Origin of the sequence: Corynebacterium sp. CCUG 51687 (assembly GCF_024453995.1) — a bacterium.
Classification (GTDB): Bacteria; Actinomycetota; Actinomycetes; order Mycobacteriales; family Mycobacteriaceae; genus Corynebacterium; species Corynebacterium pseudogenitalium.
In genome coordinates, this window is record NZ_JAGPYT010000002.1 from 42,962 (window position 1) to 67,155 (window position 24,194).

Genomic DNA, 24,194 nt, shown 5'->3' on the forward strand with positions numbered 1-24,194 from the left:
TGTGATCCACCGCACCATGTTTGTCAAGGCTAGAACACCCCCGCGATCAATAACATCGCAGGCAGTGACAGGAACGTGGTGAGGAAGACGGTGTCCCGGCAGATCACCTCCCCCGAGCGGTACGTCGCCGCGTAGTTGTACACGTTCTGCGCCGTCGGCAGCGCACACAGAATGAGTGCCGCGTACATATCGGAGCCGGTCAGGCCCAGAAGCGACGCCACTACCCACGCTACGGCCGGCATGCCGATCAGCTTGAGGATGGTAGCGGTGGTCGTCGCTAAGCGCTGGCTCTGCAGCACCCTCTCCCCGGTGAGCGAGGCGCCGAAGCTCATGAGGATCATCGGGATGGACGCGCCACCCAGAATCTGCAGCGGGGCGAGCACCGGCTCCGGCACCGTCCACGACGACGCCGACACCGCAAACCCCGCAAACGCCGCAACCACCACCGGCGCCTTCAACCCCGCGATGACCGACTTCAGTAGCCCCGACGCCCCACGGTCCAAGCCGGCGATCACGATGGGGGAGAGCACCGCCATCTGCAACACCAGTGCCGGAATCACGTACGTCGGATCCCCCAACACGTACGTCGCGATGGGCAACCCGATATTGACCGAGTTGTAATAGCTCGACGACGCCGCCCCCGCCATCGTCTCCGCAGCATCCTGCTTGAACCACACCGCACTGATCGCCCAATAGATCAGCATCGTGGTCACCGTCGCGATCGCGATCACCAGGATCACCGGGGAGAAGAACGCATCCGTTTCCGAGACCGCCACCGACGAAAAAATCAACGCCGGCGTTGCCACATGAAACGCGATGCGGTTGAGCTGCAGCCGCTGCTCGCCCGGGCCGATCACCTTCTTTTGGGCAAGCCACCAGCCCGCCGCGATCACGGTGAAGATGATGGCGAAACCAGTCAGAACGTCAAGCATGTCGAATGAGTGTAGTGGCTACGCGCCCGTGAAACTGGCGCCTAGTCCATCTGGAGGACGGTGCGCAGTTCCGCGAAGGGAGCCGGGCAGATTTCGTGCGTGACGGTTCGGCCTGTTCGGGACTTTTTGAGTAGTCCGGCTTCGGCAAGCTTCTTGAGGTGGTGGGAGACCGTCGGTTGGCTGAGCCCGGAATACTCGGTAAGCGCGGTCACGCTCATCGGCTCGCACCCTTCTGCGGCGAGGCGGGAGAGGAGGCGCAGCCGGGCGGGATCTGCCAGCACTTTGAACAGGGCCGCGTAGCGCTCGGCGTCTTCTGGGGGGAGTGGGCCGGAGCCGAGTGAGCAGCAGTCTGGGGCGGGGGATTGTTCGTGCATGACTTCTACCTTCTCATATTGACAGCGGTCTATGCGGCCCTCTATTTTCACATATTGATAATTATCGATATGTGAGGTGATTAGATGACCAACCCAGAGCCGACCCCCGTTCGAATGTCGTTCCTCGACAGATTCCTACCAGTGTGGATCATCTTGGCGATGGCATTCGGTCTGCTGCTGGGCCGCGCCGTTCCAGGACTCCGCAGCACGCTTGAGCGTTTTGAAGTCGGCGGTATTTCGCTGCCGATCGCGCTGGGCCTTTTGGTGATGATGTACCCGCCGCTGGCCAAAGTCCGCTACGACAAGACCCGCGAGATCGCCACCGACAAACGGCTCATGACCGTCTCCATCATCTTGAACTGGATCGTCGGCCCCGCGTTCATGTTCGCCCTGGCCTGGCTGTTTCTGCCGGACCAGCCAGAGCTACGCACAGGCCTCATCATCGTCGGACTGGCGCGCTGCATCGCCATGGTGCTGGTGTGGTCCGACCTGTCCTGCGCCGACCGGGAAGCCACGGCCGTCCTGGTCGCCATCAACTCAGTATTCCAGGTGCTCATGTTCGGCGTGCTCGGATGGTTCTACCTGCAGATCCTGCCGAGCTGGCTGGGCCTGGAGACCACCTCTGTGGAGTTCTCCTTCTTCTCCATCGTCACCGCAGTACTGGTGTTTCTCGGTATCCCGCTACTTGCCGGAGTGCTCTCCCGCATCATCGGTGAGCGAGTGAAGGGCCGTGCGTGGTACGAAGAGACCTTCCTGCCCGCGGTTTCCCCGCTTGCGCTCGTGGGGTTGCTGTACACGATCGTGCTGCTGTTCTCCCTGCAAGGCGAGCAGATTACATCCCAACCGTGGACCGTTGCCCGAGTCGCCCTGCCACTGCTGGGGTACTTCGTGGGCATGTTCCTGATCGCCCTGGTGGTGTCGAAGGCGTCGGGGATGGGCTACGCCCAATCCGCCTCCGTGTCCTTTACCGCCGCGGGCAACAACTTCGAGTTGGCCATCGCGGTGGCGATCGGCACGTTTGGCGCCACCTCGGCTCAAGCGCTGGCAGGTACGATCGGCCCGCTCATCGAAATCCCCGTCCTCGTCGGACTTGTCTACCTCATGCGCGGCATCGGGCAGAGACTCTTCCCAGGCGATCCCACCCTGCCAGCTGCAAGGAGCCGTTAATGAACCCCAGTGTCTTGTTCGTCTGCGTCAGCAACGGCGGTAAATCACAAATGGCGGCGGCGCTTGCGCGACACTACGCAGGCGACCAGGTCAGCGTCTTCTCCGCTGGCACGAAACCGGGCACGAAGCTGAACCAAGAATCCGTCGCCGCAATTGCAGAACTCGGTGCCGACATGTCGCGCGGCACACCAAAACCCATCGACCCAGAACTGCTGCGCACAGTCGACCGAGTAGTAATAATTGGCGACGCCGCCCAGCTCAACATGCCAGCCGACGCCGCCGGCACCCTGGAACGCTGGCACACCGACGAGCCGTCCACCCGTGGCATCGAAGGCATGGAACGGATGCGCCTCGTACGCGACGATATCGACGCCCGCGTGCGCGCCCTCCTGCGCGAGCTGCATCGCACGCTTTGAATCCCACGCTTTGAGCGGTTTGGGGCGCTACGCGCGGGCCCGGCGGGCGAGTGTGTTGCCCAATGATTGGATGGCTTGCACCACGATAATCAGGATGATCACGGTGGTGAGCATTGCCACAGAGTCGAACTGCTGGTAGCCGTAGGCAATCGCAAGGTCGCCCACGCCGCCACCGCCAATCGTTCCGGCCATCGCGGTCGCGGAGATAAGACCCACGGTTGCCGTCGTGATCGCGAGGATGATGGAGGATTTCGCCTCCGGCAGGAGGAAGTGGCGGATGGTCTGCCACATGTTCGCCCCCATCGATTCGGCGGCCTCGGTGATACCGGGGTTGACCTCGAGCAGGGACTGCTCGATGAGGCGGGCGATGAACGGGGCGATGTACAGGGTGAGCGGTACCAGCGCGGCCGTCGTGCCTATTGAGGTGCCCACAATAGAGCGGGTGAACGGCGAAATCGCGACGAGCAAGATGATGAACGGCAGGGAACGGATGATGTTGACCACCACGTTGAGCACCCCGTACACCAGCCGGTTCGGGCGCAGACCGCCCGGGCGGGTGATTACCAGCGCCAGCGCCAGCGGAATGCCAACCAGAGTGCCAATGAACAGCGCGACCCCCACCATGTACACGGTCTCCCCGAAGGAGTCGAGGTACATCGACGGAGTCACGCGCGAGCCCGTGAGGTCGCGCCACCAGGAGTTCAGCGGTTCCATTTACGCCTCCACCTCATTCACAGTCACACCTTCCAGGCTCGACAGCCACGCCACCGCGCCGTCCGTCTCGCCGCCACGCAGGCCGACGATAGTGGTGCCCACGGTGGTTGCCGCAAGCTCAGTACTTGACGACGCCAGCAGCCGCGCATCCACACCAAACTTGCCAACGAGCTGCGTGAACACCTCTTGCGCAGCCCCGCCCGTGTGGACGAGCTGCACCGCGCGGTCAAACCTTCCTTCGCGGATGGTCTCGCGCACATGCTCAGGGACCTCGCGTTGGATGACTGTCTCCACGAACCGCTGCGTCAACGGGTGCTGCGGGTCGGCGAACACCTCGGCGACGGGGCCCGATTCCACAAGGTGGCCTTCGGATAGCACCGCAACTTCATCCGCGAGGCGTGCCACTACGTCCATCTGGTGTGTGATAAGCAAAATGGTCACGCCGAGCTCCGCATTGATCTTTCGGAGTAGCTCCAGGATTTGTGTTGTGGTGAGCGGATCCAGGGCGGACGTGGGCTCGTCGCAAAGCAAAATACTCGGATTGGTCACGAGCGCACGAGCGATGCCGACGCGCTGCCGCTGACCGCCCGAAAGCTGGCGTGGCTTGTGACTTGCGCGGTCGGCCAGCCCCACCATTTCGAGGGCCTCCGCGACACGGCGCTGGATCTCCGCCTTCGGCGTCTTCGATAGCAGTAGGGGCGTGGCGACATTCTCCGCAACCGTCTTGGTCTCTAGCAAGTTGTAGTTCTGGAACACCATCGACACCTTGCGCCGCAGGTCACGCAGCTGCTTCGCGTTCAGCTTCGCGGGTTCCTCGCCGAGCACCGACACCGAGCCCGACGTCGGCACCTCCAACCCATTGACGGTACGAATCAGCGTGGACTTGCCAGCACCAGACGTCCCCACCACTCCGGAGATACCTCCCGCTGGCACAACAAACGAGATGTCTTCGAGCGCAGTAAAGCTTGTGTCCCCGGTGTCGAACACCTTGGTCACACCGTCGAATATGACGGCGTTGTCGCTGCCGGTTGCGATGGTCATGCGAGCCTTTCTAGCGCTTTGTCTACTTCAGAGAATCCGGAAGGAACCAGTAGTTGTTCTCGTTGTGCTCGTCGAAGTACTGCTTGAACTCCTCCGAGCGGTACGCGTCCGCAACCGCCTTCGCCCACGGCTGATCCTTCTTGTCCTCGGTGGTCACCGCTACAAGAATCAGCTCCGGACGCAGCGTCTCCTGGAACACCTGCAACTTCGGGTCCAACCCGGCGGAATACGACATGGAGCCCGGGATCACCGCCCAGTCAAAGTCCGGCAGCGTACGCGACAGGTTGCCCGAATCAATCGAGATAATCTCCAGGTTGTGCGGGTTGTCCTTAATATCCGACTCCGCGACCAGCGTCGCATCCGGGTCCTGCAATGTGATCCAGCCAGCATCCACTAGCAGGTGCAGCGCGCGGGACTTGTTCGACCCATCCAGCGGGATGCCAACCTTGTGGCCGTCGGCAACCTCGGTGAGCTGCGTGTACTTATCGGAGTACAAGCCGGCCGGTACCGTCGGCACCTCAGTAATGGAGGCGAGGTTGCCGCCCTTCTCCTCATTAAAGACGTTCAGCCAGGCAGTGTGCTGGTCAACGTTCAAGTCCGCGGACCCCTCGTTGAGCGCAGTATCTGCCTGGGTCAGGTCAGTAAACGACTGGTACTCCACCTCGTAGCCCTGTCCCTCCAAGATGGGGCCGACCGCATCCGTGAACAGCTCCGAATACGGGCCAGGCGAAGTAGCGACGCGGATCGTCTGCAAGTCGCCGTCCGGGGTAGCGGTGGCGTCGGTGGAATCGCCGGAGCAGGCGGTGAGGCCAAGCGTTAACGCGGCAGCCGCGGTGATGGCAGTGAGTTTCTTCAGCACGATGTTTCCTTTCAAGTTGTTTTAAGCTGTACCGAAGAATAAACCAATCGGTTTGCGATTGCAAGACTGGTCGGTCTAGTTTGTTGGGGCGCGAGGTGGTCGGGGCGGTCTGGTTTGGGCTTGTGCTGGGTTGGGGTGGGGTTGGGGCCGGGGGCTAGGGTTGATCGCCTAAAAGTGAGTAAAAGGATTGTAGTATTCCGCTTTTCGCAAAGAATTTCGAGGATTACTACAATCCACCTACTACAGTTTGGAATTTTTTGGGGCTCGCGCCGCTGTTTTCGGGCGCGCGGCATGGTGGCGAGCGCGTTCCTAGAGCTGCGGTAAACGTGCAGCTCACGGGTGGCGTACCCGTTTCTGCAACGATTTCGCACCCGCTTTTGCAACGGTTTTATACCCGCTTTTGCAATTTGCGGACTGTGAGTGGCGGCGCGGACGCGCTTCTTTGTGGAAGCGGCTGGTCTCGACCGTAAGGAAGGGGGTGAGATGAATGCCTCAAGCTGATTCCGGTAACCAGCCGGACAAGCGAAAGGCCCGGAAAGCGATGAAGGAGATCACAATCCGAGCCTTAGGCGGGCTGCTAGCCAGACTGCTTGCGGATCTGATCCGCAAGTTAACCGACTGGCCAGATAGCTAGTCTCGCCGAACCCTTGCGTTGGTTAACCGGCCTCGCAGGGGTTCAACCGTTTTTGCCGACATGAGTGGAGGTCATGTCGTGGCTAAGTCTAACTGAATATCAGACACGCACAAGGCCTGGCGCTCTATCTCCGCAACTTGCCGATCAATGCCATCACGCCCGAGACCCCCGCTGTCAGCATTCCAACCAATGTTGCCAGAGCGAGCATCCCGGCGATGAAGGACTCGGCCTCCGGGTCGAACGTTTCCAGGCACAGCCCGAAGAGCACAAACGACACCACCGTGATGATCACCGACCGCTTGAATACCTTCCCGGACTTGGAGCGTCGCTTCGGGGCGGTAGCAGGCGTGAGCAGCGCGGGATCGTACAGCGTCGATTGGGCGGGGACCGGTGCGTGCAGCGGGGCATACGCTGCGGCAAGTAGCTCCTCAGGTGTCAGTTCATTGGTGGCAGGTCGGGGCTTTGTGGCTGCAGGGCGTGGCGCTGGAGCAGGCTGCGCCTCCGCAACAATCTCCGGAGCGACCTCCTCAACAACCGCCGCCTCCACCTCAGCCGTCTCCTCGACTCCGTCGACGGCGAGGTCCACCACCATCTCTACGAGCTGGCTGCACCGCTTCGGGCCGACGCCGTGCAGGTCAAGTAGGTCGTCGGCGCTGGCGTTGAGCATCTCCGGGTGCTCGAGGCTCCACATGGCGAGGTAGCGGTCGATGCCGCGCCCGGTCGCCTCGGGGACGTGGTGGGGTTTGAGGTTGTCAGCGATCTCGTGCAGCGGGCGGTCCGGGTGTTGCTCGATCCACGCGGCGGCGATGCGCGCACTCGACGAGCCAACAGCGTGCGACTGCTCGGGGGTCAGCCAAGAGAACTGCTCCGGGGCTGAAACAGGCGCAGCGGCATCAGGGGCAGCAACCGGTGCGTCCTCGGTCGAATCCTCCATGGCCTTCAGTAACTGGGCGAAGTGGGTCTCGCTGATGATCGGCACGTTGTTCTCGCGTGCTTGCTTCGCCTTCCCGCTCATCGAGTCCGGATTCGCCGCAACAAGGACGGCGCACGTGCGGGTCACGCCACCGACGTCGAGGCCGGCGGCTGTGGCGCGGTCGGTCCATACATCGCGTGGGATGTCGAGGGCCCCGGTGAACGCGACGCGGTCGCCAGGACGCAGGGCGAAGGTGCTGGGGGTGGGGCCGGAGGTGGGTTCGTCGAGAAGCGAGCGCACGAGCTGCGCATCGACGTTGAGCGCCTCGGCGATGTCGAGCAGCGTGGCGCGCTCCTCATCGGTGATGACGCCATCGGCCCAGGCTTCGACGGCGAGCTGGCGCGTGAACTCCTCGTTGATGGCGTCGACGTCGTCGGCGCTGAGGCCCGCGGCGATGGCGGTGGATTCGAGGCGGCGCATTTCGGTGCGGGAGATGGCGCGGTCCACAAGTGCGCAGGTCAGCTCGGCGCGGTAGTCGGCTTCGTTCTTGGTGGTGGCCGTCGGCAAGGTGCGCGAAAGCTGCCCCGCCCAGGAGGGCTCGCCGCCGCGGGGGAGGCACGGGGCCTCGGCTGCGGGGGCGGTGAACGTCGCCGCCGGATACTTCTCGACGTCCACTCCGTTGCCCACGCACAAGTAACGGAGGAGCTCGGCGGTCGCCTCGGCGTCCGCGAGCGCCGAGTGTGCAAACCGGTTCCGAATCCTCGCGATATCCAGCGCTTCACTTAACTTGCCCACGCCCATGTACTGCTTCGTCAACCGCATCGTGTCCAGCCACTCGCACAAGCCGTCCTCCGCGCCGGCGCGCGCGAACTCGTTGGTCAGGAAGCGGTGCTCAAACGACGCATTGTGCGCCACCAGCGTGCGGCCATTGAGCAGTGAGCCCAGGTACGGAGCGACGTCGCAAAATAATGGTGCATCCACCACATCGGTCGCCGTGATCTTATGGATGTAACTATTCGGAATGTCGCGCTCCGGCTGGATCAGGGTCTCCCACGTGCGCTCCACGGAGAAGTCGGGGCACAGCAGCACCACACCGATCTCCACAATGCGGTCCTGGTTGCTCAGACCTGTCGTCTCCAAATCGACGACCGCAAACCCATTCCGGCCCATTCCTGCTCCTTTGTCCATCCGTGTTGGGGGCGTCAATAAATATAAGGCACGCCTCGGACACACCAGGGACGGAGTCGGCCGGATGTTCGATGGAACCGGAGGGGGAGTTGTGGTCGCCGCGTAACGCCCGCCACCGTCTGTGCCGATTACATGGGCATGAAGAAGATCATCGCATCGGCCGTCGCTGCGGCGACCGCCTTCACCGCCCTCGCCACGACCCCGGCCCACGCCGCCCACCTCGCCCGCACTGACAGCGGCCAGTGCCGCGTCATCCTCAACGACGCCGAGCGCGGCCCTGCCTGGCAGGCCGAACGCATCGCAAAAACGCTCACGCACGGCATGTACGCCACGGCCGTCGCTGAAGCATTCGAGGCAACCTTCGAGGGGCTCAAACCACTTGGCGACGCCCACCTCGACCAACCAGCCATCATCTCCTACCAGCAACTCCGCCTGGAAGGGCAGGAGCCCGGCGAGCGCCCCGACTACGACGCCGCCCGCGCCGCCACTAAGGAAAAACTGGCCAAGCTAGGCCTGGTTTCCACCGACGCCGACTTCTACCTGGACATGAAGCAGGGCGCCCAGATTCCGCTTTCACCAGCGGGCAAGGCGCTGCAGGGCTCGGCGCGCTGGTACATCGGTATCGACGGCTCCGTGCCGGAGGTGACCAGCCTCGGGGCGAACTACGTGTTTGGCCGCACCGGCGACAACACTGCTCGGTTCCTGAATCACGTCCCCGACTGGAAGCGCACGGCGTTCGCGTCGAACATGTCCGGCACCTACTTTGCCAAGGCTGCCGACTCGCTCGAGTCCCGGTACTACTACCTGCTTAAGCAGGCGCAACAGTGCAGCGACAACCCACCGCTTATCTTCAGCACCCAAAACGCGGACCTGCCAGCACCGCCGGTACTGAAGAACACCCTGCCGGGCCAACCAGCGGATCCCTCCGCGCCGGAAACGCCAACCCCGGAGCAGCCCACGCCGAAGCCGGAGCAGCCGCAGAACTTTGACGCCAAGCTCGGCCAGATCATCGGCATCATCGCTGCGGTACTGGCAGCGCTGGGCGGGTTGTTCGCGCTGCTCAAGAACGCCGGCATCAATGTGCCGGAGCTTCCGAAGATTCCCGGGCTGAACAAGTAGATCTCCTCCCCTGGGAGGAGGCGCGTGTTCGGTGTTGCCGATAGGCTTACGGCCATGCGCTACAAACCGGGTGACCTTGTGCTCGCGGTCGCTGTTGCCATCTTGGCGGCGGTGTACACCGCGAGTGCGTTTACCCAACCCACGCATGCGGCCAGTTGGGGCCAGGCCGTGCTGTCGTGGGGCTTCGTCGCGGTGTGCGTGGTGCTCACGAGCAAACCCAAGTTCTCCTCGATTGCGCTTATCGCGCTGAATGTTGCCTGGTCTGTGATGTGGCTGGCCGCGCCGGTCAACCTTGGCTTTTCGCCGTGGGTGTTGGCGGTCCCGGTGGCGACCTTTATTGCCGGGCTGTTTACAGGGAAGCGCTTCGCGCTAGTTGTTCTCGCTGCCGCGTGCGGGTGGGCACTGCTGTCGCCGTTCATGTGGACGTGGGACGACAACTTTGTGTTGTTCTACCGGCACGGGGTCGATCTCGGGATCACGCTTGCGCTGCACTGGGGTGCGAGTGCGGTGGGGTATCTCCTTGGGGCGAATGTGGCAGCTGAGGATGAGGTGCGTCGTCGAGAAGCACACGCGAAAGAGCAACGTCTCGCAGCGGCGCGCGAGGAGGAACGCCGCGCCATTGCCCGCGATATTCACGACCTTCTCGGCCACTCGCTGACCCTGATCAAAGCGCAGGCCAATGCAGGGTTGGCGGCCGGACAGGAGCGGGAGGCGCTGCAGCAGATCAACGAGGCCGCCGGGCAGTCGTTGTCGGAGATTCGCCTGCTTGTGCGCGGCCTGCGTGAGAGCGATCATGCGTTTTCGCCGGCGGCGGGGATCCCTGACCTGCCGTCGTTGGTGCAGCGCTACCGCGACGCCGGTCTGGAAGTGTCGCTGGAAGCACCAGCAGTGGATGTCTCCCCGGTGACCTCGCTTGCTATTTATCGCATCGTGGCGGAGGCGCTGGCGAACGCGGCACGCCACCAAGTCGATCCCGCTGTGATGGTTCGGATCGCACCGGGCGAGACCGTAGTGGTAGAAGTCGTTTCTACCGGCCAGATTCGACCCCAACCAGGCACTGGTGTTGGGCTGGAGGGGCTGCGCGAACGCGCGGCAAGCGCCGGTGGCACGCTGAAGACATGGCAGTCAGGGGAGACATTTACCGTGTGGGCGGAGTTGGCAGCATGATCCGCCTGCTCCTTGCCGACGACCAACCGCTCCTCCTCAGCGCCCTCCGCACCATCTTGGACGCCCAGGACGACATCACCGTCGTCGCCACCGCCGCCGACGGCGCCGAGGCCGTGGAGCAAACCCGCGCCCACCGCATCGACGTGGCGGTGCTGGACATCCGCATGCCAGTACTCGACGGCATCACCGCCGCCCGCACCATCATGGAAATGGGCCCACGCGTGATCATGCTGACCACCTTCGACGACGACACCTTGATCCATGCGGCTATCGACGCCGGCGTGCACGGCTTTCTTCTCAAAGACGCCGAACCCGACGTCCTGGCCAACGCCGTGCGCGCTGTCGCCCGCGGCGAATCGGTTCTGGCCCCCGGGGTCACAGGCCGCGTGATGGAATGGGTCCGCGACGGTGCGGGCACCCAAGAATCCGCCGCCGCGCTGGAGGCGCTGACGCAACGCGAACACGACGTGCTCGCAGAAATTGGCCGCGGCGCCACGAACGCTGAAATCGCCGCCACACTGTTTATTGCAGAGACCACGGTGAAAACGCACGTCTCCAACCTGCTTGCCAAACTCGGCGCGCGCGACAGGGTGGCGCTTGCCTTGATCGCCCAGCGCGCCGGGATCTCCTCCTAGAGGAGGAGGCAGTGTGGTTCCGCCGGCCGATGTGGTCGCCTTGTTCGGCGACGACCATGAATGCCATGACTGATACGCAACTTGCTTGCCGCGGCGTGGCCGTGTCCTTCGGGGACCACCACGTACTTCGCGACGTGTCGTTGACCACCACCCCGGGCCGAGTCCACGCACTGCTCGGCCCCAACGGCGCGGGTAAATCGACGCTGATGTCGGTGCTGCTCGGCCTGATCGAACCCGATGTCGGCGAGGTAACACTGATGGGGCAGCCGTTTGACCGCTCGGCACTGCGCCATGTCGGCGCCTCCATCAACGACCCCGCCTTTTACAGCCACCTCAGCGCCCGCAACAACCTCCGCGTCCACACCACGCTGCTGGGCCTTCCCGACAGCGAAGCCGACCGGGTCCTCGAACTGGTTGGCCTCCAAACCGCGGGCAAGAAGAAAGCCGGCAGTTTCTCCACCGGCATGAAAGGCCGCCTCGCTCTCGCTCAGGCGCTGCTTGGCGAGCCAGAGGTGCTTATTCTCGACGAACCACAAAACGGCCTCGACCCCGAAGGCATCGCCCACCTACGCGACTACCTTCGCGAATACGCGCGAGCTGGGCGCACCGTCCTGGTCAGTTCCCACCAACTCGGCGAAGTACTCCACATGGCCGACGACGCCACCGTGATCGCAGGCGGCGGCGTCCGCTTCGCAGGCGAGCTCGCGGAACTGGGCCCCAACCTAGAAGAGTCATTCTTCCGGCTCACGTCAGGTGATGACCGATGACCCTCCTACACGCCGAATGGATCCGTGCGCGCGGCTCCATGCTGTGGTGGCTCGCCGGAGCAGGCCTGCTGGTTGGCGTGCTGCTGACGTTGTTCGCCCTGGCCGGAAACGTCGAAACCGCGTCGAACCTGCTCTACCCGCAAGGACTGTTGGTCACCGGCATGGCTGCTCCCGCCGCCGCGCTGTTCGCCGGTTTGGCCGAAACCCGCGAACGTGACGCCCGTGGCGGCGGCACATTGTGGCGGCCGGTCCCACCTATGCGCACTCGCGCTGCCCGTATCGTCGTGGTGTGGCTGGCGCTGGCCGCGTTCGTCGCCTTCGACTTTGTCGTGCCGTTTGCCGCCGGCCTCGTATTCAACCTGGACAACACGGCCTCGATCGCACTCGTAGGTCTTTTTGCGTGGCTGGGCATGCTCGGACCGGCAGGTCTCGCCGCCGCCTCCACGCGACGCATCGGGATCCTGCAAACCATCATCCTCGGCTTCGCATTCACCATCGGCCTCGGCTACTTCGCCGAACGCGACTGGTGGTGGGCCAACCCCGGCGCCTGGCCAATTCGGTTGGTGCTGCCGACCATGGGCCTGCACTTCAACCTGCTGCCCCTCGACGCCACGGATCCGATGGCGGGGGAGTCTCCTGTGCTTGCCCTCATCCTCACGCTGGTGCTCGCAGCAATTGGCTTTGTAGTGGCCGCCCTCGTACCACCGCGCACCCGACCTATATTGCGCCGCCGCCGAGTCCACCACGTCACCGCACCGCTGGCCACTTCTCCGGCGACGCCACGCACCGAAGCCACCGGATACGTGGCTGCGGTGAAGGGGGTTGCGATGGCGGCGAGGGTGTCGTCGATACGCGTCTTGCTCCTGCTCACCGCCCTGGTGCTGCTGTTCTCGCTGGCATATCCGGTGGATGTGCGTGAGGCGATGTTCACCTACATCATCCTGCCGATAGGGGCGGGCGTGCTTCCCACACTGGTGTGGCCGAAACTGCGTCCCGCCTGGGCGCTCATGCAGGTCGAACACCCACACGTCCGCGCCGCATTGGCCACGTGGTGCGTTGGAGTCGTCGCCCTCGTGTGCGCGTTCGGAGCGGCCGTGGTTGGCGACGCACGCTTCGGACTCCTCGCGTTTCTCGCAGGCAGCGTATTGACGCTCACCGCACTTGCCATCACCGTCCGCTTCGGCGTGGCGTGGACGCTGGCCACGACGATCCTGGTCACAATCGTCTCCGCCACGATCGGCGGGGATGTCCTCGCGCAATCTGCGTTATGGATCCTCGCCGTCCCCGCATGGCCAGCTACGGCCACCGGTGCACGAGTGTGGGTTGCGGCTGCGGTGGGGCTGGTGCTGCTGGCGGTGGTTGTAATGCTGCTGATGCGGACGCTGCGCGGGATGCGCCCAGTACGACGCTAACCCGCCGGGGTGAGGCGTCCGTCCGCCGTGTAGCGACCATCGGGGGAGTTGTAGAAGGCGTGGGCGTGGTTGTCGTCGATAAGTAAGTGCCACGTGCCGCCGTTATCGCAGGTGCCCTCGGTGATCGTCTCCCGGAAGCCATCCTCGGTTCTCGTGAGCTGCCCTGCACAGCCGAGCTCAGGGTAGGTCACCGCGATACCGTCCGCGGTTGGCGCGAACCGGACACGGAACTGCTGCCCCTGTAGGTGCTCGACCTCGGATACCTGACCCATCGTGCCCTCCATTGGACCTTTGAGTTCTGGAGGTTTGATTGTGCCCAGCGCCGCCGCGTCCGTCGTCGGGTGCCAGGCGATACGGGTGAACTCGCTGAGCGGATTGCCGACGACCGTCTCCTCCGGACCCCACACCTTCTCCAAACGCTGACCCCGCAGCTCGAAGTGCGTCACGTGCAAGAGAGGGCTTTCGGCTTCGTACTGGTCCAAGCCCGGCTGCGTGCCGTTGGTGAACACAGTCGGGTACGGGTCGTCCGAGTCGATGAGGTAGTCCTTCGTCCAGCTCAGCGTGCCGTCCTGGGCCCGCAACACGCGAATTGGAGAAGGGCCGTCAGCACCAGCGCGCAGCAGCAGTTCCGGCTCAAGATCGCCGTTGATATCTAAGACGTCGTAGGCGAACGTGCCGTCCAAGCCGTCGAGATCTGCGAAGAACCGCGCCGGGTCCGCGATGGCGTCGGCGTACAGATCACGGGTGGAGGGCACCGGTGCTTCAGTCGCGGGCGTGCCCAGTGTTGTTTCCGGCACGGGCGCTTCCGGCACAGGCGCCGTGCCGCAGGAAGCCAGCAGGAGAGTGGCGGTGATGAGAGGCAGATAGCGCTTCATGGCACCACGCTACAGAAAACTAGAAACCCGAAGAAAGTTCCCAACCTATTCGTGATCGCCGGAACCATTTACGTGGACAGCCGTTGTGACCTAGGGAAATGTAACCGTTGGTCGACCGGAACCGGCCCCAAACGCAAAATAGTTCCCCGGCGGCGGGAACTATTTCAAAGGGGCACGAAGGGGAGAAAACCGCTAGGTCACATACCTACCTAGTAGTAGAACGGGAAGTCGTCCCAACGGGGCTCGCGTTTTTCCAGGAAGGAGTCGCGGCCTTCCACGGCCTCGTCCGTCATGTAGGCGAGGCGGGTGGCTTCACCGGCGAAGACTTGTTGGCCCATGAGGCCGTCGTCGACAAGGTTGAAGGCGAATTTGAGCATGCGCTGTGCGGTGGGGGACTTGCCGTTGATTTCGCGGGCGACCTGGATGGCCTCCTCTTCCAAGGAAGCGTGCGGGGCGACGATGTTGACGGCGCCCATGCGCTGCATCTCCTCGGCAGAGTAGGTGCGGCCGAGGAAGAAGATCTCGCGGGCGAACTTTTGACCCACCATCTTGGCCAGGTAGGCGGAGCCGTAGCCGGCGTCGAAGGAGCCGACGTCGGCGTCGGTTTGTTTGAACCTGGCCTCCTCGCGGGAGGCGATGGTCAGGTCGCACACGACGTGGAGTGAGTGGCCGCCGCCGGCTGCCCAGCCGCTCACCACCGCGATGACCACCTTGGGCATGGTGCGGATGAGGCGCTGGACCTCAAGGATGTGCAGGCGTCCGCCCTCGGCTTTCACACGTGCGGTATCGACGGTGTCGGCGGTGTCGCCGCCCGCGTACTGGTAGCCGGAGCGGCCACGGATGCGCTGGTCGCCGCCGGAGCAGAACGCCCAGCCGCCGTCCTTCTCAGAAGGCCCGTTGCCGGTTAGCAGCACCACGCCGACAGAAGGGTCGCGCCGAGCGTGGTCGAGTGCCCGGTAGAGTTCGTCGACGGTGTGGGGGCGGAACGCGTTGCGTACTTCGGGGCGGTCGAAGGCGATGCGGACGATGCCGTCGGCGCGCGTGGTCCCTACGTGTCGGTGATAGGTGATGTCGGTGAAGTCAAAACCTTCGACCTCGCGCCATTGGGTTGGGTCGAATGGTTGCGCAGTGGAATAGCTCATGGCTTTGTAGTCTACGGTGCCGACGGCAGCTCGGGGCACCCCCACAGGGAGGCAACCGCTGTATAAGGCATTGCTTACCTAATGGGCTCGGAGTTAAATCAAACGTATGAGTCTGATAACGAAAACTGCCGAGGGCACCCTTGCCCGCATCCCCGTCGGCGACAGCGCCGTTATCGCGGCGCTTGACACCACCCCTACGGCCGCGCGCCGCCTGCAGGAGCTCGGCCTTCGTCCTGGTCAGCGCGTCAGCATCATGCAGTCCACGGCTGGTGGTGGCCGCGTGATCAAGGTGGCAACCTCCCGCTACGCCCTCAGCGCTGACGCGCTGCGTGGCATCAAGGTGAGCGTGGCATAGCCATGGCCGATTTCACCCAGGTTCCGTCGTGTTGCGGGCCGCACGCAGATACCGCCGTCAAGGGCGAGCCCACCATCGCGCTGATCGGAGCTCCGAACGCCGGCAAGTCCACCTTGTTTAATGCGCTGACTGGCGCGAACGTGAAGATGGGCAACTGGCCTGGCACCTCCGTGGAGATTTCTCGCGGCGTGTGGGCGGGTTCCTATAACGTGATTGATTTTCCTGGCGCCTACTCGCTGGATCCGCAGAGCCCTGACGAGGAGCTCACTCGCGAGCTGCTGCTGGAGCGTTGCCCGGCGGAGCGTCCGGATGCGGTGGTGGTCGTCGTTGATGCGGCGAACCTTGCGCGTGGTTTGTATATGGTGGCGCAGCTCGCGGAGACGCCGTACCGCATCGTGGTTGCGTTGACCAAGATGGATGTGGCCCGCGCGGAGGGCATTGCGGTGGATGCGGCGGCGCTGCAGAACGCGCTTGGGTTGCCCGTGGTCGCGGTCGATCCGCGTAAGAGGGATGTGCGCGGTCTGCGCGAAGTTATCGACGCCCAGCTCGCCGAACCAGCGGTCACCCTGCGCCCAGTGGCTACCACTGACGACTTCGAGCTTGCCGACGCCCGCTTCGCCTGGGTCGACGCCGCCGTCGAAGTTGCTGCGACCGACACCGGTCACCAGCAGACTTTCACCGAGCGCCTGGATCGCTTCGCGTTGCACCCGGTGATCGGCCCGCTGATGTTCCTGGTGGCGATGTGGATGGTTTTCGAGATCACCACGACTGTGGCGAAGCCGTTGCAGGATGGCCTGGAGGGCTTTTTTGGCGGCCCAGTTTCTGACGCGGCGCTCGCGGTGCTGCCGGATATTGGCTGGCTACGCGGCCTGGTCGTCGATGGTCTGATTAACGGCGTGGGCATGGTGCTCACGTTCGCGCCGCTGATGGCGCTGATGTTCCTGTGTCTCGCTGTGCTGGAGGATTCTGGTTATATGGCGCGCGCGGCCGTCGTCGCGGATCGTGTGATGCGTGCGATGGGCTTGCCTGGTAAAGCGTTCATCCCGCTCATTGTTGGCTTCGGCTGTAACGTGCCGGCGATTTCGGCGACGCGCGTGATGGGGGATCCGCGCCACCGCCTGATGACGGCCCTCTTGGTGCCGTTCGCGTCCTGCAGTGCGCGCCTGACGGTGTACGTCATGCTGGCTGCGACGTTCTTCCCGGATCACGCGGGCACCGTCGTCTTCGCGATGTACGTCATTTCTATCCTGCTTGTCGTGCTGACGGGCTTCGCGTTGCGCAAGGTGTTGTGGTCCACGATGGGCACCGAGCCATTGGTCATTGACCTGCCGGTGTACCAGCTGCCGGGCGCGCGCCTGGCGCTGTCGGTGATGTGGGCGCGCTTGCGTGGCTTCCTTGAGACCGCGGGCAAGATCATCGTGGCGACCGTCGTCGTGGTGTGGGCGCTGCAGTCCACCCCGGTGACCTCCGAGGCAGAGTTCGGCGAGGTTGCCCCGCAGGAGTCGGTGTACGGCACTGTCTCTGACGCGATCGCCCCTGTCTTCGCGCCTGCAGGCTTCGACTCCTGGTCCCTGGCCGGCCCACTGATCACCGGCTTTGTGGCCAAGGAGGCCGTCATTTCCAGCTGGGCGCAGACCTACGCGCTGGAGGAGCCCGAGGAGGGCGACGGCAACTCGCCGCTGAGCCAGGCGATCCGCGAAGACTTCAACCAGGCCTCCGGCGGGCACGCGATACCTGCAGTGTGGGCGTACATGCTCTTCCTGCTGGCGTACACCCCGTGCGTGGCCACGCTTGCTGCGCAGCGCCGGGAGATCGGCCTGAAGTGGACGTTGTTCGGCGTCGCGCTGCAGATGGTGATGGCGTGGGGCCTGGCCGTCGGCGCGTTCCAGCTGCTGAAGGTGTTCTTCTGATGAGTAGCGGACCGATGTCGGCGGTGCTCGGCGCACTGCGCGAGGGCTGCGTGAGCCGCGAGGAAATCGCGCGCCGCACCAACCTGTCACCCATGACTATCGACGCCGTCATGACCCACCTCGAGGCCACCGGCGAAGTGCAGCGCCGCGCCCTCAACGACTCCTGCGCGGGCGGCTGCGGTGGCTGCCCCTCGCGCGGGGCGTGCACGTCGGGCCCTGTCGCGTTGGTGCTCGGCCGGCGCTAGCCTGGCCCTATGCCTTCTTTATTGCCTTCCGTTGACGAGATCCTTGAGCGCTCCCACGTTGTAGCCCTGCCCATGGTAGTGAAGTTCCGCGGGATCACCACCCGTGAGGCCCTGCTTATCGACGGCCCCTCCGGCTGGGGCGAGTTTTCTCCCTTTGTGGAGTATGGCCCTGAGGAGTCCGCGCGGTGGCTGCGCTCCGGTTTGGAGGCTGCGTTCGAGGGGCTGCCGGACGCTTCCGGCCCGGTGCCGGTGAACGGCACGGTGCCCGCGGTGGACGCCGCCCAGGTGGAGGAGGTGTTGGAGCGTTTCCCGGGGATCGGGACGTTCAAGATTAAGGTGGCCGAGGCTGGCCAGACGCTCGCCGACGATGTTGCGCGCGTCGAGCGGGTGCGCGAGCTGCGCCCCGACGCGACCCTGCGCGTGGACGCGAACCGGGGGTGGAGCGTCGAGGAGGCGGTGCGCGCCGCCGACGTGTTGGGGGAGCTGGAGTACATCGAGCAGCCCTGCGGGAGCGCGGAGGAGCTCGCGGAGGTGCGGGCGAGGGTGCGTACGCCGATCGCGGCGGACGAATCGATACGCCGGGCCGCTGACCCGCTGCGTGTCGCCGAGCTGGGTGCGGCGGATGTTGCCGTGTTGAAGGTTGCGCCGCTCGGGGGAGTGCGCCGCCTGCTGGCGCTGAAGCGGGACCTGGGGATGGATGTGACGGTGGCCAGCGCCCTGGACACCGCGGTGGGGATGTACGCGGGGCTGGTGGCGGCGCGGTGCGCGGACTCGCGCGCGGCGGGATTGGCTACGCAGCGGCTGTTCGTAGAGGACGTCGCGAAGCCCCGCCCACTTATCGATGGCTGCCTCGAAGCCACCCCTGTTACCCCCGATCCGGCGCGTCTGCACGAGTTGCGGGCTCCCGCGGAACGTCGCGACTGGTGGTTTCAGCGCGTTCGGGACTGCATGGACACCATGCGGGGGTAAAAACGTGCCCGGGCGGGGGTGGAAATGTTTGATTAATCTGTGCATTCTTGCGACATTTGATGTGTGAGGGCGTAACGTCTCCCACGCGAGGGTGTGAAAGATCACCTTTTTAGCTGTTGTGTGAATCCTGTTCGAAAGGATCGAAAATGTCGACTCCCGTGATGCACGAATCGTCCGCGCTCTCCGACGGCGAGCTTGCCAAGTCGCCCGAACCGGGTGAGTGGCGCCGCCAACTCATCGGCCTGATCGCAGGTGTGCTGCTTGCGCTGCTGGTGTACTACATCTTCCCGGGCAGCGCTGCCGAAACAGTGCAACAGTCCTCGGGCGCCGACCCTGAAACGACCTACGATGCCGACGTAATGCGCGTCGTCGCCGCGACCACGGTGCTCATGGCGGCGTGGTGGATGACGGAGGCGATCCCGCTGGCGGCAACCGCCTTGCTACCGATAGCGATCTTCCCGGTGATGGGCGTGGCAAAGTTCAGCGCGGTCTCCGGGCCGTACGCGTCGTCCACGATTTTCCTCTTCATGGGCGGCTTCCTGATGGCCCTCGGGTTGCAGCGCTGGAACCTGCACCGCAGGCTCGCGCTGGTGGTCGTGCGCATTGTGGGTACCAGCCCGAAGCGCATCATCTTGGGCTTCATGCTGGCCACTGGCTTCATGTCCATGTGGGTGTCCAACACCGCAACCGCGGTGGTCATGCTCCCGATTGGTGTTTCTGTGCTGACCCTGACCGCTGACTCCGTGGGTGGCATGCAGAACCAGAAGAAGTTCGCTACCTCGCTCATGCTGGCTATTGCGTACTCCGCGTCGACCGGCTCGCTCGGCACCCTGATCGGTACCCCGCCGAACGCGCTGCTGGCCGGCTACATGAAGGAAGCACACGACATCACGATCGGCTTCGGCCAGTGGATGCTCGTCGGTATGCCGATGGCGATCCTGCTGACCGTGATCGCCTGGTTTGTCCTGATTAACGTGTTCAAGCCTGAGATCGACCGGATCCCTGGTGGCAAGGAGCTAATCGACGCCGAGTACCGCAAGCTGGGCGCATGGACCTTCCCGCAGGTGGCCGTCGGCATCATCTTCCTGGTCGCAGCACTCGCCTGGATCTTCATTCCGCTTGGCATCAAGCAGTTCGGTTGGGAGTTCCCGTATAACGACGCCATCGTCGGCATCATTGCCGGCCTGCTGATGTTCATCGTGCCGGGCACGAAGCAGGGCAAGCGCCTGATGGACTGGGAGACCGCGAACGAGATGCCGTGGGACGTCCTGCTGCTGTTCGGTGGTGGCCTGTCCCTGTCCGCGATGTTCACCTCCACCGCCTGTCCCTCTGGATCGGTGAAGCTGCAAAGGGCCTCGCTGTGCTGCCGACGATCCTGCTCATCATGGCTGTCGCCGCACTGGTGCTGGGCCTGACCGAGCTGACCTCGAACACGGCAACCGCCGCAACCTTCCTCCCGATCATGGGTGGTGTCGCGGTTGGTATCGGCCTGACCGAGGCGACCGAGATGAATATCCTGCTGCTGGCCATCCCGGTGGCGCTGTCCGCAACCTGTGCGTTCATGCTCCCGGTGGCAACGCCGCCGAACGCGATCGCGTACTCCTCGGGCTACGTCACCATGGGCGAGATGCTCAAGGGTGGCCTGTGGCTGAACATCATCTCCCTCGGCCTGATCACCGTGGTGACCTACTTCCTGGCGGTGCCGGTGTTTGGTTTGGTGCTCTAGCGGTACGCTAGCAGCATGGATAACCAGCAACGTCCAAAGCAATACTTCCCGGACCCGGAGCACCAAACGCAGTACTACGAGCCGGAAGCCTATTACGAACCCCAGTCCTATTACGAGCCGGAGCCGCAGCGCTCCAACGGGCTCGCAATCGGGCTGGGGATTGCCCTTGCTATCGCACTGTGCGCCGGCACGGTGCTGTTCTTCCTGTGGCGCAGCGCCGCAGCCGAGGCGGACAAGCCGCCGGTGACCTCCACGGTGACCGAGACTGCCGTGTCTACGGAGACGGTCACGGAGACCACGACGAAGCGGCCGAAGTTGCTGCCGGACCGGGGGCGCGGGGAGAGCGGGGAGACCGTGGCACCGACCGAGCCAGCCGTCGAGGTGCCGACCGAGCTTCGCGGCCTTTTCGACGACATCGTCTCCGGTGCAGAGAGCGCCCTGCAAGGCCAGTAAGGTAGGTGGCCATGAACTCGATGGATATTGCCCACCAGGTCGCCGAGTCGCTCTCACAGCACGTCACGGACGTGGTGATGTGCCCAGGTTCGCGCAACTCGCCGTTGGCGTACGCGCTGCTCGCCCGCAGGGACATCACCGTCCACATGCGTATCGACGAACGTTCCGCCTCCTTCACCGCCCTCGGCCTGGCGCGCGTGCAGCGCCGCCACGTCGGCGTAGTGATGACGTCCGGCACCGCGGTTGCCAACACGCTTCCCGCCATGGTGGAGGCGCACATGGCGCACGTGCCGTTGGCCGTGATCAGCGCCGACCGGCCCGAGTGGATGGTCGGCACTGGGGCCTCCCAGACGATTTGGCAGCAGGGCATCTTCGGCCACTACGCCAAGACGCAGCAGGTCACCAGTGTGGAGGAGGCCCGCGCGCTGGACTTCGGCGCAGCCCAGGTGCACGTCAACGTGGCCCTGGACACCCCGCTGGTGCCCGACGCCCTGCCGGAGCCGGTGGGGAAGTCGCGCCGGGTTGGGCCGGGCCGCCTGGCCACGAAGCCCGCGTGGAGTGACCACGGCGCCGTCGACGTCGACTTGACGAAGGACACGCTGGTCATCGCAGGCGACGAGGCCTGGGACGTTCCCGGACTGGAGCACGTGCCCACCATCGCCGAGCCCACCGCGCCGACGCCGTTCCACCAGGTGCACCCGCTGGCCGCGCGATTCTTCGCGCAGAGCGAGGTCTCGATTAGCCACGACGGCGGAGATTTTGCGGCGTCGACGAAGCCGGAGCAGGTCATCGTGGTGGGACACCCGACCCTGCACCGCGACGTGATGGCGTTGCTCGCCGACCCGGACATCACCGTGATCGGCATTTCGCGCACGGAAACGTTCACGGGCAACCCGCAGCTGCGCGGTTCGCGAGTCAACGCGACCGGCCAGCCGCGCCAGCAGTGGATCACCATCTGCGAGGCCGCGGGCGGCGTCGGCGCGAACACGGTGCGCGACGCCCTCGCCGACGCCGACTACGGGTTTACCGGCATGCACGTCGCCGCCGCCGTGTGCGACACCCTCGGGGTAGGGGACACGCTGGTGTTGGGGGCCTCCAACCCGGTTCGCGACGCCTCCTTCGTCGGTATGTCTTTTGACGGCGTGCCGACCTTCTCCCCGCGCGGCGCCGCGGGCATCGACGGCACGGTCTCCCAGGCAATCGGCATTGCCCTTGCCACGCAGCGTCTGCACCCGGACGAGATCCGCGCCCCGCGCACCGTCGCGCTCATGGGGGACCTCACCTTCCTCCACGACGCCGGAGGGCTCCTTATCGGGCCCGACGAGCCACGCCCCGGCAACCTCACCATCGTGGTCGCCAACGACGACGGCGGTGGCATCTTCGAAACGCTCGAGGTCGGGGCGGAGTCCGTCCGGGACGACTTTGAGAAGGCGTTTGGTACGAGGCACGGGGTGGACGTCGAAAAGCTGGCGGAGGCCTACGGAGCCGACTACCGCCGTGCCGAAACCCTTGCCGAGCTGCACGAGGTGCTGCTTGAGCTGGAGTCACAACCCAACCCGATCACCGTCGTGGAAGCGCGCACCACACGGGCCACCCGGCGAGCGCTCGCGCAGCGGCTGCAAAAGTGATCCGCTGGAAGCGTCGAGCCCAGCAGCTCGTGCTGGCGCTGTATACGTGTGCGATGCTCGGCAGCCTCGCGATGGTCGCAGGGCCAGCCATCAACGACTGGCGCATCGCCCGCGATCCCGGACGAGGCCTCGCCACCGTGACTGGTGTGAGCAAGATCCGCACCGCCGTGGAGTATCAGGATGACCGCGGGCGCACACATTCGCCGGCGACCGGTCTGCTGTACCCGACTGGGCTCAGCGAAGGCCAACAGGTGTGGGTGACGTACTCGCGCACCGACCCCGACCTGGTCAAAGTTGAGGGCCGCGGTTGGACGCTGTCGCTGATCCCTGCGCTGTCCGTTGCCGTAGTGGCGACGCTGGTGGCCGCGGCCGCGTGGAAGGGCGTGGGGCGCTTCGTGTGCGAGGACAGCGAGGGGGAGGCGTAGCGGATGCGCGTGGCCATCGTTGCAGAGTCCTTCCTGCCGAACGTCAACGGGGTGACCAATTCTGTGCTGCGCGTGCTCGACCACCTTCGCGAGTACGGCCACGACGCCCTCGTGATCGCCCCCGGGGCGCGCGAACACCAGGAGGAAATCCCCGACTACCGGGGCTTCCGCGTGGTGCGCGTGCCTACCGTGCGCGTGCCGATGGTCAACTCGCTGCCCATCGGGGTTCCCACCAGTGCCGTGCGTGCCGCGCTCACTTCCTTTCAGCCGGATGTTGTGCACCTGGCCAGCCCGTTCGTGCTCGGTGCGGCCGGCGCGTTCGCCGCGCGCCAGCTGAAGGTACCCGCGGTAGCGCTCTACCAAACCGATGTGGCCGGGTTCGCCACGAAGTACCACCTTCCGGCGCTGGCGAAGCTTTCGTGGGACTGGACACGGCGCCTCCACAACGCCTGCCAGCTCACGCTCGCGCCGTCGTCGGCAGCGGTGGAGCAGCTGCGCAGGCACGGCATCGAGCGCGTCCACACGTGGGGCCGAGGTGTCGACGCCACCCTCTACCACCCCCGCCGCCGCAGCGAGGAGCTGCGCCGCACTTGGGACCCGAGCGGGCGCAAACGCATCGTCGGGTTCGTCGGCCGCCTCGCCGCCGAGAAGAGCGTGCACCGCCTCGCACCACTCTGTGGCCGCGAGGACCTGCAAGTGGTGATCGTCGGCGGCGGCCCCGAGGCCGACGAGCTGCGCGCCGTATTGCCGGGCACGGTGTTCTGCGGCCCGCTCACCGGCGAGGAGCTCGCCCGCGCCTACGCCAGCTTCGACGTCTTCGTGCACCCCGGCGAGTTTGAAACCTTCTGCCAAACCATCCAAGAAGCCCAGGCCAGCGGGGTGCCCACCATCGCGCCGCGCGCCGGCGGGCCTATCGATCTCATCGCCGAGGGCACCAACGGCCTCCTTCTCGACGTCCCCACGTTCACCACCGAACTGCCCCACGCCGTCGCGTGGTGCCTCGACGAGACCAGGTGGCAGGACCTTCGGGTCGCGGCCCGCGAGTCCACTTCCGGCAAAACGTGGGAGGCACTGTGCCGACAACTCGTCGAGTATTACGAACAGGCACAGCGCGCGCTACAGTAGAGC

The 24,194-nt window shown here is 64.8% G+C and carries 23 protein-coding genes and 1 pseudogene; 16 read left to right on the forward strand and 8 right to left on the reverse strand.

Translation table 11 applies throughout. From position 1 onward, the window contains the following. Nucleotides 1-29 precede the first annotated feature (29 nt). A complete protein-coding gene (locus tag KBX13_RS02270) occupies nt 30-932 on the reverse strand; it encodes an AEC family transporter (protein WP_256020523.1) in 903 nt (300 codons plus the stop codon). Nucleotides 933-973: 41 nt separating this feature from the next. Beyond that, the gene (locus KBX13_RS02275; protein WP_070477452.1) at nt 974-1,306 is read right to left on the reverse strand and encodes a helix-turn-helix transcriptional regulator; all 333 of its coding nucleotides are present in this window, start codon (nt 1,304-1,306) and stop codon (nt 974-976) included. Between the two features lie 84 nt (nt 1,307-1,390). Between KBX13_RS02275 and arsB the strand changes: the two genes are divergently transcribed. Beyond that, nucleotides 1,391-2,473, forward strand: a complete 1,083-nt coding sequence (gene arsB / locus KBX13_RS02280; RefSeq protein ID WP_070477455.1) for an ACR3 family arsenite efflux transporter — start codon at nt 1,391-1,393, stop codon at nt 2,471-2,473. Beyond that, entirely contained in the window at nt 2,473-2,889 is a 417-nt protein-coding gene (locus tag KBX13_RS02285; protein ID WP_070477457.1) for a low molecular weight phosphatase family protein, read from the forward strand. The genes arsB and KBX13_RS02285 overlap by 1 nt, the downstream gene beginning before the upstream one ends. 27 nt (nt 2,890-2,916) lie before the next feature. Here the strand turns inward: KBX13_RS02285 and KBX13_RS02290 are convergent, their stop codons facing one another. The 4 genes from KBX13_RS02290 to KBX13_RS02305 all read right to left on the reverse strand — a co-directional run bounded on the left by KBX13_RS02290 (nt 2,917) and on the right by KBX13_RS02305 (nt 8,220). Beyond that, on the reverse strand, nt 2,917-3,603 hold the full coding sequence (locus KBX13_RS02290) for a methionine ABC transporter permease (protein ID WP_256020547.1): 687 nt from the start codon (nt 3,601-3,603) through the stop codon (nt 2,917-2,919). Further along, nucleotides 3,604-4,644 (reverse strand): methionine ABC transporter ATP-binding protein, encoded by a 1,041-nt coding sequence (locus KBX13_RS02295; RefSeq protein WP_256020550.1) that lies wholly within the window; start codon nt 4,642-4,644, stop codon nt 3,604-3,606. Nucleotides 4,645-4,666: 22 nt separating this feature from the next. After that, nucleotides 4,667-5,503: a MetQ/NlpA family ABC transporter substrate-binding protein gene (locus tag KBX13_RS02300; protein ID WP_256007683.1), complete on the reverse strand. Its 837-nt coding sequence runs from the start codon at nt 5,501-5,503 to the stop codon at nt 4,667-4,669. 758 nt (nt 5,504-6,261) lie between these two features. Further along, nucleotides 6,262-8,220: an exonuclease domain-containing protein gene (locus KBX13_RS02305; protein WP_256020552.1), complete on the reverse strand. Its 1,959-nt coding sequence runs from the start codon at nt 8,218-8,220 to the stop codon at nt 6,262-6,264. Between the two features lie 156 nt (nt 8,221-8,376). Here KBX13_RS02305 and KBX13_RS02310 point away from each other — a divergent pair, with 156 nt between their 5' ends. The 5 genes from KBX13_RS02310 (at nt 8,377) to KBX13_RS02330 (ending at nt 13,338) form a co-directional block, all read left to right on the forward strand. After that, on the forward strand, nt 8,377-9,357 hold the full coding sequence (locus KBX13_RS02310) for a hypothetical protein (protein ID WP_256020553.1): 981 nt from the start codon (nt 8,377-8,379) through the stop codon (nt 9,355-9,357). Between the two features lie 54 nt (nt 9,358-9,411). Next, a complete protein-coding gene (locus tag KBX13_RS02315) occupies nt 9,412-10,524 on the forward strand; it encodes a sensor histidine kinase (protein ID WP_143110524.1) in 1,113 nt (370 codons plus the stop codon). Continuing rightward, a complete protein-coding gene (locus KBX13_RS02320) occupies nt 10,521-11,159 on the forward strand; it encodes a response regulator transcription factor (protein ID WP_071572817.1) in 639 nt (212 codons plus the stop codon). The genes KBX13_RS02315 and KBX13_RS02320 overlap by 4 nt, the downstream gene beginning before the upstream one ends. Nucleotides 11,160-11,224: 65 nt before the next feature. Beyond that, nucleotides 11,225-11,926, forward strand: a complete 702-nt coding sequence (locus KBX13_RS02325; RefSeq protein ID WP_256020555.1) for an ATP-binding cassette domain-containing protein — start codon at nt 11,225-11,227, stop codon at nt 11,924-11,926. Beyond that, on the forward strand, nt 11,923-13,338 hold the full coding sequence (locus KBX13_RS02330) for a hypothetical protein (RefSeq protein ID WP_256020557.1): 1,416 nt from the start codon (nt 11,923-11,925) through the stop codon (nt 13,336-13,338). Before KBX13_RS02325 ends, KBX13_RS02330 begins: the two co-directional genes overlap by 4 nt. Here the strand turns inward: KBX13_RS02330 and KBX13_RS02335 are convergent. Beyond that, a complete protein-coding gene (locus KBX13_RS02335; RefSeq protein ID WP_256020558.1) occupies nt 13,335-14,213 on the reverse strand; it encodes a hypothetical protein in 879 nt (292 codons plus the stop codon). The two genes, KBX13_RS02330 and KBX13_RS02335, sit on opposite strands and share 4 nt — an antisense overlap. 209 nt (nt 14,214-14,422) lie before the next feature. Further along, on the reverse strand, nt 14,423-15,355 hold the full coding sequence (locus tag KBX13_RS02340; protein ID WP_070976026.1) for a 1,4-dihydroxy-2-naphthoyl-CoA synthase: 933 nt from the start codon (nt 15,353-15,355) through the stop codon (nt 14,423-14,425). A 106-nt stretch (nt 15,356-15,461) separates the two neighbouring features. On the opposite strand from KBX13_RS02340, the gene KBX13_RS02345 reads away from it, so the two are divergent. From KBX13_RS02345 to KBX13_RS02385, 9 genes and pseudogenes are all read left to right on the forward strand, one after another. After that, nucleotides 15,462-15,710, forward strand: a complete 249-nt coding sequence (locus KBX13_RS02345; protein WP_256020560.1) for a FeoA family protein — start codon at nt 15,462-15,464, stop codon at nt 15,708-15,710. Between the two features lie 2 nt (nt 15,711-15,712). Beyond that, nucleotides 15,713-17,620, forward strand: a complete 1,908-nt coding sequence (feoB, locus tag KBX13_RS02350; RefSeq protein ID WP_256020562.1) for a ferrous iron transport protein B — start codon at nt 15,713-15,715, stop codon at nt 17,618-17,620. After that, complete coding sequence (locus tag KBX13_RS02355) at nt 17,533-17,865, forward strand: FeoC-like transcriptional regulator (protein WP_256020563.1); 333 nt, start codon at nt 17,533-17,535, stop codon at nt 17,863-17,865. The genes feoB and KBX13_RS02355 overlap by 88 nt, the downstream gene beginning before the upstream one ends. A 9-nt stretch (nt 17,866-17,874) precedes the next feature. After that, on the forward strand, nt 17,875-18,834 hold the full coding sequence (locus KBX13_RS02360; RefSeq protein ID WP_256020565.1) for an o-succinylbenzoate synthase: 960 nt from the start codon (nt 17,875-17,877) through the stop codon (nt 18,832-18,834). A gap of 146 nt (nt 18,835-18,980) precedes the next feature. Beyond that, nucleotides 18,981-20,560 (forward strand): annotated as a pseudogene (locus KBX13_RS02365) (DASS family sodium-coupled anion symporter). A 15-nt stretch (nt 20,561-20,575) separates the two neighbouring features. Continuing rightward, on the forward strand, nt 20,576-21,013 hold the full coding sequence (locus KBX13_RS02370; protein WP_070477489.1) for a hypothetical protein: 438 nt from the start codon (nt 20,576-20,578) through the stop codon (nt 21,011-21,013). 11 nt (nt 21,014-21,024) lie between these two features. Beyond that, entirely contained in the window at nt 21,025-22,641 is a 1,617-nt protein-coding gene (gene menD, locus KBX13_RS02375; protein ID WP_256020567.1) for a 2-succinyl-5-enolpyruvyl-6-hydroxy-3-cyclohexene-1-carboxylic-acid synthase, read from the forward strand. Further along, nucleotides 22,641-23,066, forward strand: a complete 426-nt coding sequence (locus KBX13_RS02380) for a DUF3592 domain-containing protein (protein ID WP_370687311.1) — start codon at nt 22,641-22,643, stop codon at nt 23,064-23,066. The genes menD and KBX13_RS02380 overlap by 1 nt, the downstream gene beginning before the upstream one ends. A 3-nt stretch (nt 23,067-23,069) precedes the next feature. Next, nucleotides 23,070-24,191, forward strand: coding sequence for a glycosyltransferase family 1 protein (locus KBX13_RS02385; RefSeq protein ID WP_256020568.1), 1,122 nt, complete (start codon nt 23,070-23,072; stop codon nt 24,189-24,191). The last annotated feature ends 3 nt before the right edge of the window (nt 24,192-24,194 follow it).

Coding starts and splice junctions, on each gene's coding strand:
- KBX13_RS02290 (WP_256020547.1), bottom strand. CDS start 3,603: ATGGAACCGCTGAACTCCTGGTGGCGCGACCTCACGGGCTCGCGCGTG.
- KBX13_RS02345 (WP_256020560.1), top strand. CDS start 15,462: ATGAGTCTGATAACGAAAACTGCCGAGGGCACCCTTGCCCGCATCCCC.
- KBX13_RS02370 (WP_070477489.1), top strand. CDS start 20,576: ATGGATAACCAGCAACGTCCAAAGCAATACTTCCCGGACCCGGAGCAC.
- KBX13_RS02295 (WP_256020550.1), bottom strand. CDS start 4,644: ATGACCATCGCAACCGGCAGCGACAACGCCGTCATATTCGACGGTGTG.
- KBX13_RS02315 (WP_143110524.1), top strand. CDS start 9,412: ATGCGCTACAAACCGGGTGACCTTGTGCTCGCGGTCGCTGTTGCCATC.
- KBX13_RS02325 (WP_256020555.1), top strand. CDS start 11,225: ATGACTGATACGCAACTTGCTTGCCGCGGCGTGGCCGTGTCCTTCGGG.
- feoB (WP_256020562.1), top strand. CDS start 15,713: ATGGCCGATTTCACCCAGGTTCCGTCGTGTTGCGGGCCGCACGCAGAT.
- KBX13_RS02330 (WP_256020557.1), top strand. CDS start 11,923: ATGACCCTCCTACACGCCGAATGGATCCGTGCGCGCGGCTCCATGCTG.
- KBX13_RS02305 (WP_256020552.1), bottom strand. CDS start 8,220: ATGGGCCGGAATGGGTTTGCGGTCGTCGATTTGGAGACGACAGGTCTG.
- KBX13_RS02310 (WP_256020553.1), top strand. CDS start 8,377: ATGAAGAAGATCATCGCATCGGCCGTCGCTGCGGCGACCGCCTTCACC.
- KBX13_RS02285 (WP_070477457.1), top strand. CDS start 2,473: ATGAACCCCAGTGTCTTGTTCGTCTGCGTCAGCAACGGCGGTAAATCA.
- KBX13_RS02275 (WP_070477452.1), bottom strand. CDS start 1,306: ATGCACGAACAATCCCCCGCCCCAGACTGCTGCTCACTCGGCTCCGGC.
- KBX13_RS02340 (WP_070976026.1), bottom strand. CDS start 15,355: ATGAGCTATTCCACTGCGCAACCATTCGACCCAACCCAATGGCGCGAG.
- KBX13_RS02335 (WP_256020558.1), bottom strand. CDS start 14,213: ATGAAGCGCTATCTGCCTCTCATCACCGCCACTCTCCTGCTGGCTTCC.
- KBX13_RS02270 (WP_256020523.1), bottom strand. CDS start 932: ATGCTTGACGTTCTGACTGGTTTCGCCATCATCTTCACCGTGATCGCG.
- KBX13_RS02360 (WP_256020565.1), top strand. CDS start 17,875: ATGCCTTCTTTATTGCCTTCCGTTGACGAGATCCTTGAGCGCTCCCAC.
- KBX13_RS02385 (WP_256020568.1), top strand. CDS start 23,070: ATGCGCGTGGCCATCGTTGCAGAGTCCTTCCTGCCGAACGTCAACGGG.
- arsB (WP_070477455.1), top strand. CDS start 1,391: ATGACCAACCCAGAGCCGACCCCCGTTCGAATGTCGTTCCTCGACAGA.
- menD (WP_256020567.1), top strand. CDS start 21,025: ATGAACTCGATGGATATTGCCCACCAGGTCGCCGAGTCGCTCTCACAG.
- KBX13_RS02320 (WP_071572817.1), top strand. CDS start 10,521: ATGATCCGCCTGCTCCTTGCCGACGACCAACCGCTCCTCCTCAGCGCC.